Origin of the sequence: Alteromonas gracilis, assembly GCF_043642145.1 — a bacterium.
Taxonomy (GTDB): Bacteria; Pseudomonadota; Gammaproteobacteria; order Enterobacterales; family Alteromonadaceae; genus Alteromonas; species Alteromonas gracilis_B.
The window spans coordinates 34,706-51,400 of the sequence record NZ_JBHZRZ010000004.1 but is presented as its reverse complement, the minus strand read 5'-3'; the positions used below and the strand labels follow the sequence as shown (position 1 = coordinate 51,400).

Here is a 16,695-nt window from a genome sequence, read left to right as displayed (position 1 = left end):
TTTGTCCTCGTTATCTCTTTTAAACCTTTGCCTACACCGCTGCGGCACCGCCAACAATCTCACTGATTTCTTGTGTGATTGCGGCCTGACGCGCTTTGTTATATACCAGTTGTAACTCATCAATAAGGTTACCGGCGTTGTCGGTTGCTGCCTTCATGGCAACCATTCGCGCAGCTTGCTCTGACGCTGCGTTTTCTACAACACCCTGATACACCTGAGACTCAATGTAACGCACCATTAATGCTTCCAAAATTTCTTTTGGATCTGGCTCGTAAATGTAGTCCCAACGATGTTGATATTCTTCGTCTTGTGACTTTGGCAAAGGCAATAACTGATTGATCACAGGTTTCTGTGTCATGGTGTTAACGAAGTCATTGAATACCAAGAATACTCGGTCTAATTTTCCTTCGTCGTACGCTTTAAGCATAACGCGTACAACACCTACTACATCGCTTACAGACGGCTTGTCGCCCAAACCTGATTCGGCAGCTAACAATGTGCCACCAAAACGGTTAAAGAAACTGCACGCCTTAGAACCTAATGCAGCAAAATCTACTTCTACACCCTGGTCACGCCATTTCTTAACGTCTTGGGTTACCAGCTTAAATTCGTTGGTGTTCAAACCACCACATAAGCCTCGGTCAGTAGAAATCACAATGTAACCAACACGCTTGATTTCACGCTCTTCCAAATACGGATGGCGATATTCAAGGTTACCGTTAGCAATGTGACCAATCACTTTTAGCATGTTTTGTGCGTATGGGCGGCCAGAGGCCATGCGTTCCTGCGCCTTTTTCATTTTAGACGCGGCAACCATTTCCATCGCACTGGTAATTTTTTGAGTATTCTTGATACTCCCAATCTTACCTTTAATCTCTTTACCGCTGGCCATGACTATCTCTCCGATTACTCAACGAAATGTGCTGGTGGTTGAACACCAGCACCATTGATTACCAAGTTTGTGTCGCTTTAAAGTTAGTTAAAGCGTCGCTCAACTTGCCGGCAATCTCGTCGTTGTAGTTACCTGATTCGTTGATAGTCTTCATCAGCTCAGCGTGTTCGCTGTTCATGTATGAGTGAAGAGCAGCTTCAAAATCTAGGATTTTAGGAAGCTCGATGTCCTTAAGGAACCCTTTCTCTACTGCAAACAGTGAAACACCCATGTCAGCGATAGATAGCGGAGAGTACTGTTTCTGCTTCATTAGCTCAGTAACGCGCTCACCGTGCTCTAGCTGTTCACGAGTAGCATCATCAAGGTCAGACGCAAACTGCGAGAACGCCGCAAGTTCACGATACTGTGCAAGTGCTAGACGGATACCGCCACCAAGCTTCTTGATGATTTTAGTCTGTGCAGCACCACCAACACGAGATACCGAGATACCAGCGTTAACCGCTGGACGAATACCTGCGTTGAACAAGTCAGTTTCAAGGAAGATCTGACCGTCAGTAATTGAGATTACGTTAGTAGGTACGAATGCTGATACGTCACCTGCTTGCGTTTCGATAATTGGAAGCGCAGTAAGTGAACCAGTTTTACCTTTAACTTCACCGTTTGTGTAACGCTCAACGTATTGCTCGTTTACACGTGCAGCACGCTCTAGTAGACGCGAGTGAAGATAGAATACGTCACCTGGGTAAGCTTCACGGCCTGGTGGACGCTTAAGTAGTAGTGAGATTTGACGGTAAGCAACAGCTTGCTTAGACAAATCATCATATACGATTAGCGCATCTTCACCGCGGTCACGGAAGAATTCACCCATTGTACAGCCAGAGTAAGGCGCTAGGTATTGAAGCGCTGCAGACTCAGACGCAGAAGCAGCAACAACGATAGTGTGCGCAAGTGCACCGTGCTCTTCTAGCTTACGTACTACGTTAGCGATAGTAGACGCTTTCTGACCAACCGCTACGTACACACACTTAACGCCTGTACCTTTTTGGTTGATGATAGCATCAACAGCCATAGCTGTTTTACCACACTGACGGTCACCGATGATAAGCTCACGCTGACCACGACCTACTGGGATCATGGCATCAACTGACTTATAACCAGTTTGGATTGGTTGGTCTACTGATTGACGCTCGATTACACCAGGTGCAATTTTCTCAACTGGCTCAAAGCCCGCTGCATCAATTGCGCCTTTACCGTCGATAGGCTCACCAAGTGTGTTTACAACACGACCTAGTAGGGCGTTACCAACTGGTACTTCAAGGATACGACCGGTAGATTGTACTTTTACGCCTTCTTGTAGGTCAGCGTATGGGCCCATTACAACCGCACCAACTGAGTCTCGCTCAAGGTTTAGTGCAATTGCGTAGCGGCTTCCAGGAAGCTCGATCATTTCACCTTGCATTACATCTGCAAGGCCATGAATGCGGATAATACCGTCAGTTACTGCTACGATAGTACCTTCATTGCGTGCTTCACTGGTTACATTGAACTGTTCAATTCTTTTCTTGATCAGTTCAGCAATTTCAGTGGAATTAAGTTGCATGCTCTTATCCCCGTTATGCTTGCAACGCGTCTGCTAGACGGTTCAATTTCGACTTTACGGAACCATCTATTACTGTATCGCCGGCTTTAATAACCATTCCAGCGATAAGGGCAGGGTCCACGTTACAATTAAGCTTCACTTTACGTGCCAAACGTTTTTCCAAAGATGCAATCAACTCATTTTGTTGTGCATCGGTCAGCGTAGTTGCTGAGGTTACGTCCACTTCTACTTCTTTGTCGTACTCTGCTTTAAACGCATCGAACAAAGTAGAAATTTCAGGCAACGCGGCTAAACGTTTATTCTCAGCCAAAACCTTCACAAGGTTTTGGCCGTGTTCGTCGAGTTGCTCACCACAAACATTGTTAAAAATGTCGGCAAGCGTGTCAGCAGCAACCGCACCAGACAAAATCTGGTGCATGTCATCGTTCGCTGCTACAGCGCCTGCAAAGGCTAGCATTTCTTGCCATTTTGCAACGGCGTCTTTCTCGACAGCAAAATCGAAAGCAGCTTTAGCATAAGGACGAGCAACGGTTGTCAATTCAGACATGGCTCATCTCCCTATTAAAGCTCAGCGACAAGTTTTTCAACAATGTCGTTTTGTGCGTTTGCATCGATTTCACGTTGTAAGATTTGCTGTGCGCCAGCTACTGCAAGGGCAGAAACCTGCTTGCGCAAATCTTCTTTGGCACGATTGCGTTCAGCTTCAATCTCGGCATAACCAGAAGCGACAATTTTCTCGCGTTCCGCATGGCCTTTTTGCGTTTCTTCGTCAACCAATTGGTTGGCACGCTTTTTAGCCTGCTCGATAATTTCAGCTGCTTGCGCTTTCGCATCTTTCAATTGCTCAGTAGCTTTTGCTTGAGCAAGCTCTAGGTCTTTCTCTGCACGCTCAGAAGCTTCAAGCCCATCGGCAATTTTCTTCTGACGTTCTTCAATCGCTGCCATTAGTGGAGGCCATACATATTTCATGCAGAACACCACGAACACAGCGAAGGCGATTAATTGACCAATAAAAGTGGCGTTAAAATTCACAATCGCCCCTCCTCTTAAAGTTCGCTAAAAAAGTGTTTAGTAGAATTAGGCACCAACAGCGAACAATAGGTATAGAGCGATACCAACACCGATCATCGCGATGGCGTCGATAAGACCCGCTACGATGAACATCTTAACTTGTAGTTGAGGTGCTAGTTCAGGCTGGCGAGCAGCAGATTCAAGGAATTTACCACCTAGTAGACCGAAACCAATAGCGGTACCAAGGGCACCAAGACCAATCAGTAGTGCAACAGCGATGTATAACATTTACGTCTCCGATTTAAGTTAAATTTAAAGTTAATGTTTAAAAGTCAAACTCTGTAAAAACGGCGTCGATTAAAATTCAAACCCACGCCATTAATGCTTAGTGGTCTTCACACGCCAGGCTTAAATACACGATGGTTAGCATCATGAAAATAAACGCCTGAAGCGGAAGTACCAAAATATGGAATACAGCCCACATAAAGTGCAGTGGAAGCTGGAAGTAGCCAATCGTTGCGATAAGGATAAAGATTAGCTCACTCGCATAAAGGTTACCGAACAAACGCAGTGCTAGTGAAAGCGGGCGTGCAAGCAACGTAACCGTTTCAAGAATGAAGTTCACCGGAATAAAAACAGGGTGACCAAAAGGCTGCATGGTCAGCTCTTTCGCAAAGCCGCCAATACCTTTCATCTTGATAGAGTAGAAAAGAATTAGAATGAATACGCCTGAAGCCAGTGCAAACGTTAGGTTAAGGTCAGTGGTTGGTACTGCCTTGTTGTAAACGTCGTGTGGATCCATACCAAAAGCAGCTTGGCCAATTAGACCTGACACCCATGGAATTAAATCAACTGGCACTAGGTCCATCAAGTTCATTAGCAACACCCATACGAAGATAGTCAGTGCTAATGGCGCAATAAGCGCGCTTTTACCGTGGAAGGTACTTTTCACGTTGTCGTCAACAAACTCAACGATTAGCTCAACAAACGCCTGCATTTTGCCAGGTACGCCTGTCGTCGCTTTTGACGCAACGCTTCTAAAGATGATTAGAAAAAGAAGACCAAGACCGATAGACCATGCCAGTGTATCAACATGCCATGCCCAAAAACCGGCATCAGAACACGCTTTATTAAAAGCAATTCCGTTGTCAGTTGAGCACATGGTGGCATTGGTCAAGTGGTGCTTGATGTATTCTGAGGTAGTGTATTCAGATGCCATTGTTTAACCCAAGTTGTAAAGTGTAAAAATTTGGTGACTGGTTCTTTTGTCTCAATCGGCCCGTTAAGTCGTTCTCGTTATCGCAACGCAAGGCGTTGTCTTATTCTTTGGTACCGTAATGAAACATAGCTAACGCATGGCTAGCCGTTGTAATCACAAATGCCATGAAAATCTCTAATGGCGCGGCGTTTAAGCCCTTAAAAGCAATTACAAATAAAATGATTGTCAGTGCCAGCTTCAATTTTGAGCCTTGGCTAAAACTACGTGCAACAAGCTGGTTTTTACTCGCCCCTGCGTAGCGAAACGCGAAGGCCGTAAAAACACTGTTTGGCAAGATACTAATCAAAGCACCTGCGGCGGCTGACATGGCGGAATGACTCCCCCCAGCAGCGCCTGCGAAAGCGGTAACGAAAAGGGCAGTGATTGCCTGAAAAAGTAGCCCTTTTTTTGCGAGTTCTATCCCACGTTTTGCTAACTTATTCGTCACATTTACTCGCAGCTTGTTCACGTCTTACAAAAAGCGTCAGAAGTATACTGTTTTACCGACAATTTTCAACAGTACAACGCATTTTGAAAGTTATTCTGAAAATTTTCTATTGCTATAACCGGAAAGGAGAGTGTCCGGTGTGTGAACCAAACAACCTGTCAATTGCGGGTAGGCAAGGAAGCTATCTTAAACCTTTTATGTTTAACCTATTGAATTTTAGAGATAATTCCATCTAATTGCTCTAGGTCGCTAAAGCTAATAGTAAGTTTACCTTTGCCTTTAGCGTTATGGTCTATGCTCACCTGAGCGCCTAAATTTTCTGAAAGTCGCGTTATAAGGTTTTGCACATCTGGATCAACTTTCTTCTCAGGCTTTGGTTTCGCGGGCTCAAGAAGCTTTTTCACGAGTTTTTCAGTGTCGCGAACGGTTAGACCTTTGCCCGATACCACTTGCGCGGTTTCAGATTGTGTTTCACCTTCAAGCGCTAGCAGCGCTCGTGCGTGGCCCATTTCAATGTCACCGTGCTCAACCAACAATTTTACGTCATCGTTCAAATTGTTCAGACGAAGTAAGTTGGTCACCGTGGTACGGGATTTACCCACTGCTTCAGCCACTTCTTGGTGAGTAAGCGAAAATTCGTTCATTAAGCGGTCAAGGGCTTGCGCCTCTTCCATCGCGTTTAAGTCTTCACGCTGAATATTTTCAATAAGCGCAATCGCAACCGCAGCTTCATCGGGTACATTTTTAACTAAGCAAGGCACTTCATCTAGCTGCGCTAGCTGTGAAGCGCGCCAACGTCGCTCTCCGGCAATTATCTCAAAGCGGTGCTCATCCACTTTTCTCACAACAATAGGCTGAATGATGCCCTGCGCACGAATGGACGATGCCAATTCTTCTAGCGCCTCAGGTGACATGTCTTTACGAGGCTGATACTTGCCCGGCACTAAGTATTCAATAGGGAGCTTGCTTAACTCACCGTTGGTTGAATTTACCTCGGCGGCATCTTGTTCTTTTTGAGCAGATGATTGGCTGGTTGCGAGTAGCGCATCTAAACCGCGGCCAAGGCCTCTTTTACGTGCTGACATAGTGTCCTCTATGGCATGTGCTGATGGTATTCAGCTTATTATCGTTTAACTTGCTTTTGCCTGTGCAGGCGTTGTTTTGTCCCTACGACGCAAAATTTCGCCCGCTAAAGCGAGGTAAGCTTTTGCACCTGTCGACGACTTATCATAGTACATCGCTGGCGTGCCAAAACTCGGGGCTTCAGCAAGGCGAACGTTACGCGGAATAACCGTGCGATAAACTTGCTCGCCAAAGTGGCGCTTCAATTGCTCTGAAACGTCGTTAGCAAGGCGGTTGCGCGGGTCGTACATAGTACGCAATACGCCTTCAATCTTCAATTCAGGATTCACCACCGACGCTAATTTTTGAATAGTGTCCATTAGGGCAGTTAACCCTTCTAGCGCGTAATATTCGCACTGCATGGGCACCATTACAGAATCTGCGGCGGCCAATGCGTTAACGGTTAGTTGATTGAGTGAAGGTGGACAGTCAATAAAAACAAAGTCGTAGTAATCCATCACCGGCTTCAAAGCATTGCGAAGTCGTACTTCACGGGCAAACATTTCCATCAATTTGATTTCGGCCGCGGTAACATCACCGTTGGCAGCAATGAGATCGTATTTGCCACTGGTCGCTTTTACGATCACATCGTTAATTGGTTTCTCTTCAATCAACAATTCGAATGCCGTAGATTCCACTTCGTATTTGTCTACGCCGCTTCCCATAGTGGCATTGCCTTGTGGATCGAGATCAATAAGCAACACCTTGCGTTTCGTTGCTGCCATTGACGCTGCCACGTTAACTGCAGTGGTTGTTTTTCCAACACCACCTTTTTGATTCGCGATCGCGATTACCTTAGCCACGTTAGATCCTGTTTTCGTCTATTTCTATTCTTCGGCTATTTCTTTTTTAGCCAAACCAGATGTCGTTCGCCTATCAAATTTGGCACAGTGAGGTTTTCCGTTTTGCTCACGTGGAAGTGATCACTCACTTCGTCTATCTCATCTTGTGGAAACTGACCTTTAAGCGCCAAAAACTGACCTTGTGAATCTACCAGATGTTGGCACCAGTGCAACATATCTTTTAGTGAAGCGAAGGCGCGACTTAGCACAATATCGTAAGGCGTGTCGCCATTATGCTCTTCAACACGGCTTTGCACGGGTGTTACGTTTGCTAAACCAAGCGTATGCACACATTGGGTCATGAAGCGCACGCGTTTACCCAACGAGTCGAGTAGCGTAAATGTCTTTTCGGGAAAAGCGATGGCCAGTGGCATACCTGGCAAGCCAGGGCCAGTACCAACATCTATGACATTGTTACCATCTAAAAATGGCACAATAGCCAACGAGTCTAGAATGTGTTTCACCATCATTTGCTTAGGATCGCGCACAGATGTGAGGTTATACGCCTTGTTCCATTTATCCATAAGCAACACATAATCAACTAATTGTTGTTGTTGCTTATCACTTAACTCAAGTGAAAGAGCGTTTAGTCCAGAGACCAAAATGGTGTGCAATTCTTGCTGTATAGTCATCGAAAAGTCTGTTTATTCGCGTTGATAGATTTGCTTTACGTAGATCCACGGTGCTTAACGTGTATCGTCGCTCGTTGCATGCTAATTCACGTTTTACAATAAGCGTGAAGCAAAGTAAGCGGTGTCAACATAACGTTGTTAGGCATTTGGACGGTTTGAAAAGCGCCAAGTACTTCTACTTTTCTGTTGTATCAATACCATGATACGCGAATAACTAAGAAAAACTAAGCGCTGTACGTTGCCTGTTGGCTCAAGCGCGTATTTTACGCGCTAATTTTGTCTTGCTTACGCAGCATGCCGTGTTTTTTGAGGTAAACCAGAAGTAGTGAAATGGCCGCTGGCGTAATGCCAGAAATACGCGACGCTTTACCAATGGTTTCAGGCCGTGCTTCGGTTAACTTTGCTACGACCTCGTTCGACAAACCAGAGATCTTGCTAAAATCCATATCAACAGGCAATAACGTATTCTCGTGACGCTGTGTTTTAGCAATTTCATCCATTTGGCGCGCAATGTAACCGGCGTATTTAATTTGAATTTCCACCTGTTCAGCTGCGATAGGATCGTTAAGACCCGGCCCAACACTTTCAATTTCCATCAACTGTCGATAGGTCATTTCAGGGCGACGGATCAACTCTTCAAGCGAGTGTTCACGGCTAACTGGGTTTTTAAGTACCGTATTTAGCTGTGGTGTTGCCGCGTGATCGGGATGGATCCACTGACCGCGTAAACGCTGCAATTCACTTTCAACCGCTTCCATTTTGTCATTAAATTTTGCCCAACGCGCATCGTCGACAAGGCCAATTTCACGGCCCATGGCCGTTAAGCGACTATCAGCGTTGTCTTCACGAAGAAGCAGTCTGTATTCGGCTCGGCTAGTAAACATACGGTAGGGTTCTTTTGTCCCCATGGTCGCCAAGTCGTCGATAAGTACGCCCATGTAAGCCTGATCGCGACGTAGAATTAACGGGTCTTTTTGCTGAACTTGTAGCGCCGCGTTCGCGCCTGCTACCAAGCCCTGTGCACCGGCTTCTTCGTAACCCGTAGTACCGTTAATCTGACCCGCGAAGAACAAGCCTTGAATGAACTTGGTTTCCAGCGTCTGTTTCAAATCACGCGGATCAAAGAAATCATACTCAATGGCATAACCCGGGCGAACGATATGTGCATTTTCGAAACCTTTAATCGAACGCACAAGATTCATTTGTACGTCAAACGGTAAACTGGTCGAAATGCCGTTCGGATAAACTTCAATGCTGTTTAGCCCTTCCGGCTCAACAAAAATTTGGTGCGATGTTTTGTCGGCAAATCGCGTGATCTTATCTTCAATACTTGGGCAATAGCGCGGCCCAATACCCTCGATTACGCCAGTAAACATTGGCGAGCGATCTAAGCCTCCGCGAATGATATCGTGAGTCTTTTCATTGGTATGCGTGATGTAACACGGGATCTGCGTAGGGTGCATGGTTCTATCACCCATAAACGAAAACACTGGCGTTGGATTGTCACCAGGCTGAGGTTGCATCACAGAAAAATCTAATGAACGCGCGTCGAGTCGAGCTGGCGTGCCAGTTTTTAGTCGGTCTACGCGAAACGGAAGCGCGCGTAGTCTATCTGCAAGGGCGATTGACGGAGGATCACCTGCACGGCCACCACGATAATTTTCAAGACCGATGTGAATAGTACCGCCAAGGAATGTCCCCACGGTTAGCACTACCGACTTTGCTTTAAACTTCAAACCCATTTGCGTTACAACGCCACACACACGATCATTTTCAACTATCAGATCATCAACGCTTTGCTGAAACAGCGTCAGGTTTTCTTGGTTTTCAACGATGTCACGAATGGCGTTTTTGTAAAGCGTTCTGTCGGCTTGTGCTCGCGTTGCACGTACCGCAGGGCCTTTAGATGAGTTAAGCGTTCTAAATTGAATACCGCCTTTGTCGATAGCCAGTGCCACTGCACCACCTAACGCATCGATCTCTTTTACAAGGTGACCTTTACCGATCCCGCCTATGGCAGGGTTACACGACATTTGACCTATCGTTTCAATATTGTGAGTGAGCAAAAGTGTATTTGCACCCATGCGAGCAGCTGCAAGTGCCGCTTCTGTACCTGCATGTCCACCACCAACAACGATGACATCAAATGCTTCAGCATAAAACATGGTTAAACCTCACTATTAACTTACGATAAGCCTATTAAAACTAATTTTTTCTCAAGCAGAGTCTGCTGAAAAAAGGGGGCGTATTTTATCTGACTTATTGGATAAAGAAAATGATTAAATTTTCCTCAAAACCTGTTTTTGAAAAGGTGTGATCGAATTATAAGATCTTAAGATCTCTTTTAGATCTGTTTATTTTTACTTTTATTAGGATCCTCAAGATCTGTGGGTAACCGATCAAAGCACATAAAGATCATCAAGTTACGCGATCAATAACATTGGGAAACCCCGATCCATAACCCTACCTCAAACTTGTGTATAAGTAGCCTTTTTATCCACACCCTGATTTGTTTGAAAAGTTATTCTTTTTTCGATCAAAGCTTATGCACAGTGGTTTGTAGGATCCTATCCACAGGGGTGATCAAAATGTGATCCAACTGGGGATAAAATGTTTGCTAATTATGTATTGTGATCGAAAGATCGTGTATTCACGCGTGTTATAGGGCGATCACATTGTGGAAGAGATCTTTTAAAAAAACTGTGACTAGATCGCCTGATCACATTTTCATTCATTAATTTAAGACAAACAATATTTACCTATGACAGCATTATTTTTTTGGAATTAGTGCACACATCAGCAAAAAGTTTATTATGGCTGTCTAGATTACAACCATTATTTGCAATAAAAAGCGCCTGACAAAGCGAATACTTGTTGGTTAGATCATGATGGTTGTCGGCTTCGACCAAGATTAAAAAGGGGCATCTTTTCGATGAATTGGGATCAACATTATTATTTTCATCCTCTTACTACCATTTAACGCAGCGAAATATAGGGGCGCAAGATCACCACGAAGGACAATGACGGCAAGCAAAGTTCGAGCAGCAGTTATCGATAATCCTTTGCAGGTATTCGTTTTGGTATCGAAAGTGGTAGATGCTTTTCGTTGAATACATGACTGAAAGCTAGCGCTGACGTTTTACTACTGCCATTGTTGCCTTGAAGAAAGACGTTGTCATAAGTATCGAACGTTAGTGAAAGAGTGCTTTGTGTTAAATCAAAGCGTGGCTATGGCTTAAATTTTGGCTAAGTGGCTAGGCCAGGTGCTATTAGCGCACCTGGTTTGGTTGATAGCGTGGTTGAGCTACAGAACCCTGCATGTCTTCTTGCTCTATCGTTAATCCTTCACGGCGACTAGGGCCTTGGAATCTCACCTTGTAGGTGTCGTATTCTTTTATTGATTCAAAACAATAGCGACCGAGTGCATTTTCAAGTTCGGCTAAGTTGTGGTTAGTGATCAAAATACAATTTTTCTTGTTCACTAATCGCTGACGCAGTAAGTTGCCAAACCAGCTTTGCGCGTTTTTCTTAAGCGCTGACTCATTCACACACACTTCATCAAGAATAAGTAAATCAACGTCAAGAAGCTCTTGATTGATCTCTCTAAAGCGCTGACTGGCGTTGTCTGTTGCAGCAAAGTCAAACGAGAAATTACGCATTTCCAGTAAGGTGGAAAGCTGTCGGTAGAGGACAGAGATCTCATATTGCTCAATAAGTTGATGGGCTATAGCGCCGGCAATGTGAGACTTACCACGGCCGTAATCGCCGTAAAAAATCATCATATGCGAGCCACTTTGACGCCACGCCGGGTCATCGTGGGCAGCGATAAATGACTGCGCAATAGATACCGCTTCAATGACATCGTCGCTATCTTCAACTAAATTAGCAAAGGTCCATTTAGGGTTTAGATCAGAGCGGCCGTGAATGGCCTCAACGCGCGCTTTCTTGCTGCGTTGCTGTAGTTGAGATACTTCTTCGTTAGCTTTCGCTTCATACTGCTTACGCAGTGTTTTGTAGTCGATATACTCACGATTGGGATCGACGTCTTTCTTGAGCGCTCTCGCTAAATTGGCAATTTTATCGGTTATACGATCCATAACGAATTAACTCTTTTTGGTTGCGGCATATTTTTCCACCAGCTTTCTCGCATTATCATCTGCTTCAATGCCCGCTGCAACTTTCACTTGCTGTGTACCGACCACTTTTGTGGGAGCATAGCCAGAAGCCAATCGCTTTCGCTTGATATTGTTGGCAAATTTTTGAGTCCATTGAAACTCGCTAAACACGGAACTTGGTCTTCCCAGCCAATAGGCAATGAATTCACCCACTTCATTGTCATCATATGTTTTGTCGATGAGCCCTAGTAGCGCAGCCATTTCTTCAAACAGGGCTTTATTTGGTGTCCAGCTGGCGGTCATGGCGCTATGACGTGCATGCAGCTGTTCAAAGTCTGATTGTGGTTCGCTTAAAAGTGGTAGCAGAAGGGTTTTACCGTTAATCGTGTGTTCAAGATCAAGCTCTAGGGGGAGGGCAACTAAACCCACTTGCTCAAGTTGCTTTACCAAACTGTTGACCTGACGACCCCGCTGATAGGGCTCGTCTTTACTGTCACCGTTTAGCAAATTCAGCAGTTGTTTATAATCGATAGGCGCAGAAGACGTGGTGGCTGTGTTCGCACCCAAGCGAAGCCCCAGCAAATACAACACCCGGCAATCGTTAGAAAGCGGGGATTGCAAAGCAGCAATTTCAGCTTGGGTGAGGTTGCTGTTCATAGCAAAGCGTCCACGTTGAAAAGGTTATTGACCATTGGCTAGCTTGTCGTCGAACCATTCTACTGCTGCATCTTCAGGAATTGGATGCTCAAGTACATCGATATAAAGTGCGTCAGCAATTAGTTTACCACCAGCGTTTACGATGTGTTTTTCCATTTCTTTAGCGCCAAAGCAGAAAGTATCGTAGCTGGTATCGCCAAGGCCAATAACATACGCTTTTACGGCGCTTAAATCCGCGCTTTCAAGCTGTTTAGCAAAGGGTTGAATATTGTCTGGTAATTCGCCTGCACCATGGGTAGAAGTACACACAATCCACGTTGATTCGGTGTTAACGTCGTCTAGATTCGGCTCGGCGTGAATTGTATGCGTATGTCCGCTTGCGTCGAGTTTTTCGGCAATAGCGTCGGCAACATACTCTGCTGCACCTAACATGGTGCCAACAATAATTTCAAAGTGCTTACTCATTAATACATTACTTCTCTTTCAACGATAGTGTTTAGCGGCCGTGCCGCCAATCTTACTTACCAATACAGAATGACGAAAATATCTTACCAAGCAGATCGTCTGAGGTGAATTCACCCGTTATCTCACAGAGTGCTTGATGCGCTAGGCGCAGTTCTTCTGCAAGTAACTCGCCTGCCATGGCGTCGTGTAACTGCTGCTCGCCTGTGCTTACGTAGCTGTAAGCCTGATCGAGTGCATCTATATGACGTCTACGGGCAATAAACTGGCCCTCAGTTGTTGTGTCAAAGCCCATGGTTTTGGCTAAATGTGCCTTTAACGTATCGACGCCGTGGCCTTCTTTGGCCGACAAATTTATCACCGAAATATCGCCATGCTCTGTTGCCACCGTGCTTTGACCTATATCTAGTGTGCTGAGGTCAGCTTTATTGCGAACTACCGTAACGGGAATGCCCTCAGGTAGCCGGGCCATAAATTCTGGCCAAATCTCGTAGGGGTCGATGACAGTTGTCGTTGTAGAGTCGACAACGAATAACACATGGTCGGCCTCATTAATGGCCTGCCATGCGCGCTCAATACCAATTTGTTCGACTTTGTCGGGGCTTTCACGAAGCCCCGCGGTATCGATGATGTGCACTGGCATACCATCAATATGTATATGCTCTTTCAGTACGTCTCTAGTGGTGCCTGCAATGTCGGTAACAATGGCACTATCTCGGCCTGCTAAGGCGTTTAACAAGCTAGATTTACCGGCATTAGGTCGCCCCGCAATAACCACCTGCATACCTTCACGCAGCAAGGTTCCTTGTTTGGCTTGCTCGCGCACTTTGGTCAGACTTTGCATGATGGCGCTTAAGTCGCCCGATACTTTGCCATCAGATAAGAAATCGATTTCCTCTTCAGGAAAATCGATGGCGGCTTCGACGTACATACGAAGGTGCACGATTTGATCAGACAAGGTCTGGATTTGTGTAGAAAACTCACCCTGCAGCGAGCGCAGCGCACTTTTGGCTGCTTGCTTAGAACTGGCATCAATTAGGTCGGCTATTGCCTCGGCTTGTGCAAGGTCTAATTTATCATTTAAAAATGCTTGTTCACTGAATTCACCTGGATTGGCTAGTCGTGCGTGGCCTGTGGCGAGTACGGCGTCAATAAGCATATCCATAACGACTTGACCGCCGTGGCCTTGCAGCTCAAGCACATCTTCACCGGTGAACGAATTCGGGCCCTTAAAAAATAACGCTATGCCTTGGTCAATAACACTTTGGTTAGCGTCGACAAAAGGCGTATAGGTAGCAAGACGCGGCGTAAGGGCGCTGGGTACTAATGCTTCAGCAATTGCTTTTGCGTTAGGGCCTGAGACGCGCACAATACCCACACCGCCACGACCTGGTGCCGTGGCTTGTGCAGTAATGGTATCGGTAGAGAGGGTGAGTGATTCCATAATTAATCACGGAAGTTCTTAAATTGGAAAGGCTGGCCTAAGTTCGACTCTTTCACCAGTGCAATAACTTGTTGAAGGTCGTCGCGCTTCTTACCTGTGATACGTAGCTCTTCGCCCTGAATTGCGGTTTGAACTTTAATTTTCGCGTCTTTAACCAGCTTCACAATTTTCTTTGCGGTAGGTTGCTCAATGCCTTCTTTAAACGCGATAGTTTGACGGTAGGTTTTACCGTGGGCATCGTATGGCTTAACGTCCATCGATGACGTATCTACACCGCGCTTAGACATGGCGGTTCTAAACATACTTTCCATTTGCTGAAGCTGGAATTCTGCTTCGGCAGTCATTAGCACGGTTTTATCTTTATATTCAAAACTTGCTTCAACACCGCGAAAGTCGAATCGTGTAGACAGTTCTCGACTAGCATTTTCAGTGGCGTTACGCACTTCTTCCATATTGATTTCTGAAACAATATCAAATGATGGCACAGTTTAATCCTCTTAAGACAAAACAGCCCGCAAAGGCGGGCTGTGTAATTCATAGATCAGCGTATTACTTACTGCTGATGCCCCGCTTCTCCATAGAAGCATAAATCATTTTGGCTTGAACCAAGGTAATAACGTTACTTATTAGCCAGTATAGTACCAGACCTGCAGGGAACCATAGGAAGAATACACTCATGGCCACAGGCATCCACTGCATGATTTTTTGCTGCATTGGATCTGTAATGGTGGTTGGCTGAAGCTTTTGCAACAGGTACATACTTGCGCCAGTAAGAATAGGTAGCACAAAGTACGGGTCTTTTGCCGATAGGTCAGTGATCCAAAGTACAAAGTCTGCATGACGTAGCTCAACACTTTCCATTAACACCCAGTAAAGTGCTAGGAAGATAGGCATTTGTAGAAGCAGCGGTAAACACCCACCCATAGGGTTCACCTTTTCTTTGCGATACAGTTCCATCATGGCTTGAGACATTTTTTGTCTGTCGTCGCCAAAGCGGTCTTTCAGCTGCTGCATTTTAGGTGCTAGGTTGCGCATACGTGCCATTGACTCGTATTGCTTCTTGGTTAGCCAGTACATGGCACCTTTCACAACAATTGTGATAAGAATAATCGCCACACCCCAGTTATTCACCAGACTATGAAGGAACGTTAGAAGAGCAAACAGAGGCTGAGAAATCCAGAAAAGAATGCCGTAATCAACCGTTAGGTCTAAACCACGTGCAATTTTCGCTAGGCTTTCTTGGTCTTTAGGGCCCATGTAAAGGGTAGACGCAATTGTCTTCGTTTCGCCTGGCGCAACGCTTTCAGAAGGCGACAATACGCCAATCACAGCATATTGGTTTTTTAAGTTGCGTGAGTAAATCGTATTCGTCTGTTCTTGTGAAGGAACCCATGCCGAAACAAAATAGTGCTCAAGCATGCCAACCCAACCCGCTTTTGTGGTTTCGCGAAGGTTGTCGTCTTCAATTTCATCGAAGGTGTATTTCTGATAGCGGTCATCTTCCGTTGAATAAGCTGCGCCACGGTATGTCGGCATAAACATGTTGCTGTCGTCTTCAAACTCCATCACTTGCTTTAACTGCGCATAAGGTTGTACCGTTGCTAAGCCGCCAGTGCCGTTTTCAACGCTGTAGCTTACATTTACGTCGTACTGACCTTTTGTAAATGTAAACGTCTTGGTAATTGACAAGCCTTGATTGTTTTTCCACGTCAGTGGAATAACAAGCGAGTCGCCGGTCATTTCATAAAAATCGCTTTGTGCGTTATAAACAGGACGACCACTGCTGCTAGCATCTGGCCCTTGTGCACCAATAAGACCGCTTTGTGCAACATAAAGACCATTACCTGAACGCAGTAGGCTGTAAGGAATATCAGAACCTTGTTCTACGGGAAATTTAAGTAGGTCTGCTGAAACTACATCACCGCCTAACAAATCGATGCGTAAATCTAGCGTATCGGTTTTTACTTCAATAATGCGGTTAGTGTTTTGCGCCGCTGCAACAGGCTGTGCTGCCGGAACGCTATCGCCACTAGGTACATCTTCACTGCCATTGTCATTAAATGACGGCACGCCTTGTGATGTTTCTTGTGTTTGTTGCTGTTCAACAGGCACAATTGGCTGCGGCCCATAATCTTTTTGCCATGACTGCCAAAGCAAAAAGCTAACTAGCGCAAGGCCAATTATCAGAAAACTACGTTGCGATTCCATAGAG

Annotated in this window: 17 protein-coding genes; all 17 read right to left on the bottom strand. The window is 45.4% G+C overall.

Annotation, left to right across the window (positions count from 1 at the left end; all coding sequences use genetic code 11):
* Positions 1 to 31: 31 nt before the first annotated feature.
* Entirely contained in the window at positions 32 to 892 is an 861-nt protein-coding gene (gene atpG / locus ACHUFN_RS09640; protein ID WP_394222162.1) for a F0F1 ATP synthase subunit gamma, read from the bottom strand.
* Positions 893 to 950: 58 nt separating this feature from the next.
* A complete protein-coding gene (gene atpA, locus ACHUFN_RS09635) occupies positions 951 to 2,492 on the bottom strand; it encodes a F0F1 ATP synthase subunit alpha (RefSeq protein WP_394222161.1) in 1,542 nt (513 codons plus the stop codon).
* Positions 2,493 to 2,505: 13 nt separating this feature from the next.
* The gene (gene atpH, locus ACHUFN_RS09630; RefSeq protein WP_394222160.1) at positions 2,506 to 3,039 is read right to left on the bottom strand and encodes a F0F1 ATP synthase subunit delta; all 534 of its coding nucleotides are present in this window, start codon (positions 3,037 to 3,039) and stop codon (positions 2,506 to 2,508) included.
* A gap of 14 nt (positions 3,040 to 3,053) precedes the next feature.
* Complete coding sequence (gene atpF, locus ACHUFN_RS09625; RefSeq protein ID WP_394222159.1) at positions 3,054 to 3,524, bottom strand: F0F1 ATP synthase subunit B; 471 nt, start codon at positions 3,522 to 3,524, stop codon at positions 3,054 to 3,056.
* Between the two features lie 45 nt (positions 3,525 to 3,569).
* Entirely contained in the window at positions 3,570 to 3,791 is a 222-nt protein-coding gene (gene atpE, locus ACHUFN_RS09620; RefSeq protein ID WP_012520222.1) for a F0F1 ATP synthase subunit C, read from the bottom strand.
* Between the two features lie 97 nt (positions 3,792 to 3,888).
* Positions 3,889 to 4,722, bottom strand: coding sequence for a F0F1 ATP synthase subunit A (atpB, locus tag ACHUFN_RS09615; protein WP_394222157.1), 834 nt, complete (start codon positions 4,720 to 4,722; stop codon positions 3,889 to 3,891).
* A 100-nt stretch (positions 4,723 to 4,822) separates the two neighbouring features.
* Positions 4,823 to 5,209: an ATP synthase subunit I gene (locus tag ACHUFN_RS09610; RefSeq protein ID WP_394222156.1), complete on the bottom strand. Its 387-nt coding sequence runs from the start codon at positions 5,207 to 5,209 to the stop codon at positions 4,823 to 4,825.
* Between the two features lie 206 nt (positions 5,210 to 5,415).
* Entirely contained in the window at positions 5,416 to 6,294 is an 879-nt protein-coding gene (locus tag ACHUFN_RS09605; protein WP_394222155.1) for a ParB/RepB/Spo0J family partition protein, read from the bottom strand.
* Positions 6,295 to 6,339: 45 nt separating this feature from the next.
* Positions 6,340 to 7,134, bottom strand: a complete 795-nt coding sequence (locus ACHUFN_RS09600) for a ParA family protein (RefSeq protein ID WP_394222154.1) — start codon at positions 7,132 to 7,134, stop codon at positions 6,340 to 6,342.
* Positions 7,135 to 7,169: 35 nt separating this feature from the next.
* Positions 7,170 to 7,805, bottom strand: a complete 636-nt coding sequence (gene rsmG / locus ACHUFN_RS09595; protein ID WP_394222152.1) for a 16S rRNA (guanine(527)-N(7))-methyltransferase RsmG — start codon at positions 7,803 to 7,805, stop codon at positions 7,170 to 7,172.
* 263 nt (positions 7,806 to 8,068) lie between these two features.
* A complete protein-coding gene (gene mnmG, locus ACHUFN_RS09590; RefSeq protein WP_394222151.1) occupies positions 8,069 to 9,970 on the bottom strand; it encodes a tRNA uridine-5-carboxymethylaminomethyl(34) synthesis enzyme MnmG in 1,902 nt (633 codons plus the stop codon).
* A 1,104-nt stretch (positions 9,971 to 11,074) separates the two neighbouring features.
* Entirely contained in the window at positions 11,075 to 11,902 is an 828-nt protein-coding gene (locus ACHUFN_RS09585; RefSeq protein WP_394222149.1) for an ATP-binding protein, read from the bottom strand.
* 6 nt (positions 11,903 to 11,908) lie between these two features.
* Positions 11,909 to 12,577 (bottom strand): DnaT-like ssDNA-binding domain-containing protein, encoded by a 669-nt coding sequence (locus ACHUFN_RS09580; protein WP_394222147.1) that lies wholly within the window; start codon positions 12,575 to 12,577, stop codon positions 11,909 to 11,911.
* Positions 12,578 to 12,601: 24 nt separating this feature from the next.
* Complete coding sequence (gene mioC, locus ACHUFN_RS09575) at positions 12,602 to 13,042, bottom strand: FMN-binding protein MioC (RefSeq protein WP_394222146.1); 441 nt, start codon at positions 13,040 to 13,042, stop codon at positions 12,602 to 12,604.
* 52 nt (positions 13,043 to 13,094) lie between these two features.
* Positions 13,095 to 14,483 (bottom strand): tRNA uridine-5-carboxymethylaminomethyl(34) synthesis GTPase MnmE, encoded by a 1,389-nt coding sequence (gene mnmE, locus ACHUFN_RS09570; RefSeq protein ID WP_394222145.1) that lies wholly within the window; start codon positions 14,481 to 14,483, stop codon positions 13,095 to 13,097.
* Between the two features lie 2 nt (positions 14,484 to 14,485).
* Positions 14,486 to 14,968, bottom strand: coding sequence for a YajQ family cyclic di-GMP-binding protein (locus ACHUFN_RS09565; RefSeq protein ID WP_394222143.1), 483 nt, complete (start codon positions 14,966 to 14,968; stop codon positions 14,486 to 14,488).
* 64 nt (positions 14,969 to 15,032) lie between these two features.
* Complete coding sequence (gene yidC / locus ACHUFN_RS09560; protein ID WP_394222142.1) at positions 15,033 to 16,691, bottom strand: membrane protein insertase YidC; 1,659 nt, start codon at positions 16,689 to 16,691, stop codon at positions 15,033 to 15,035.
* Between the last annotated feature and the right edge of the window lie 4 nt (positions 16,692 to 16,695).